Annotated in this window: 1 protein-coding gene; it reads left to right on the top strand. The window is 74.6% G+C overall.

The window, feature by feature from the left end:
- Positions 1–402 precede the first annotated feature (402 nt).
- Positions 403–1,813: DEAD/DEAH box helicase (locus HGCM_RS17645; RefSeq protein WP_246119499.1), on the top strand; the 1,411-nt coding region annotated here is incomplete at its 3' end.

Here is a 1,813-nt window from a genome sequence, read left to right as displayed (position 1 = left end):
GCTCGCGTGGTGCCGCGGCGGCCCGCGGCGCTGACCTGCGGCGGCGCGCTGGCGTCCGTCCCCGGTCACGGCGGCTGCGTCCGGTAGACTCGGGTCCGTACATTCGGTTGCCCGGTCGTCTCGACTACCGACGCGCTGACCCGGACCCGCGTCCGTCGCCCCAGCGCACCCGCCCGCCGCCCACCCCCGGTGCGGCGCGGGCAGATCTTCACGATCGGCTGCCGGCCACCACGTGGTGGGTCAGCGTCGCCCGGGCCCCGGATCCCGGCTGCCTGGAGCGCCTGGTCCACCGCCCGCAGCGAAGGGTCACCCGTGACCACGACCGAGCACGAGCTCGTCGACCAGCTCGACAGCACCCCCACCCCCACCACCGAGGGCGCCGCGTCCGCGCTCGCCACGCCGATGACGCGCTCCCTGCGCAGCACCGCGGCGTCCGTGCAGGCCGTCGACGCGTCGTTCGCCGACTTCGACGTCCGGCCGGAGATCGTCCAGGCGCTCGCCGACGCCGGCATCACGCAGCCGTTCCCCATCCAGGCGATGACGCTCCCCGTCGCGCTGTCCGGCCACGACATCATCGGCCAGGCCAAGACGGGCACCGGCAAGACGCTGGGCTTCGGCGTCCCGCTGCTCAACCGCGTCGTCGCCCCCGGCGAGGACGGGTACGACCGGCTGCCCGCTCCGGGCAAGCCGCAGGCCCTCGTCGTCGTCCCGACGCGCGAGCTGGCGGTGCAGGTCGCGGGCGACCTCGCGACCGCCTCCTCGCGCCGCACCGTCCGCGTCGTGCAGGTCTACGGCGGGCGCGCGTACGAGCCGCAGATCGAGGCGCTGCAGCAGGGCGTCGACGTCGTCGTCGGCACGCCGGGCCGCATGATCGACATGCTCAAGCAGCGCCACCTCGACCTCTCGCACGTCCGGACGGTCGTGCTGGACGAGGCGGACGAGATGCTCGACCTCGGCTTCCTGCCCGACGTCGAGACGCTGCTCGCGGCGACGCCGGCGAGCCGCCACACGATGCTGTTCTCGGCGACCATGCCGGGCGCGGTCGTCGCGATGGCCCGTCGCTACATGACGCAGCCGACGCACATCCGCGCCTCCGCGCCGGACGACGACGGCCAGACGGTCAAGAACATCAAGCAGGTCGTCTACCGCGCGCACGCGCTGGACAAGGTCGAGCTGCTGGCCCGCATGCTGCAGGCCCGCGGGCGCGGCCTGACGATCGTCTTCGCGCGCACCAAGCGCACGGCCGCGAAGGTCGCGGACGAGCTCGTCGAGCGCGGCTTCGCGGCCGGAGCGATCCACGGCGACCTCGGGCAGGGCGCGCGCGAGCAGGCGCTGCGCGCGTTCCGCCACGGCAAGGTCGACGTGCTCGTCGCGACCGACGTCGCCGCCCGCGGCATCGACGTCGAGGACGTCACGCACGTCGTCAACTACCAGTGCCCCGAGGACGAGAAGACCTACCTGCACCGCACCGGCCGCACCGGCCGCGCGGGCAACAAGGGCACCGCGGTGACGTTCGTCGACTGGGACGACATGCCCCGCTGGACGCTCATCGACAAGGCGCTGGGCCTCGGCATCCCCGAGCCGGTCGAGACGTACTCCAGCTCGCCGCACATCCTCACCGACCTCGACATCCCCGAGGGCGTCAAGGGCCGCCTGCCGAAGTCGCAGCAGACGCGCGCCGGCCTCGCCGCCGAGGCGATCGAGGACCTGGGCGAGACGGGCAAGCGCACGAGCCGGTCCGGCGACCGCCCGGCGGCGCGCCCCGCGCGCGAGGAGCGCGCCCCCGAGGGCGAGCGGTCCGGCGACGGCCGGC

Origin of the sequence: Cellulomonas massiliensis JC225 (assembly GCF_000312005.1) — a bacterium.
GTDB classification, from domain to species: domain Bacteria; phylum Actinomycetota; class Actinomycetes; order Actinomycetales; family Cellulomonadaceae; genus Cellulomonas; species Cellulomonas massiliensis.
This window is presented reverse-complemented; position numbering and strand designations above follow the sequence as displayed.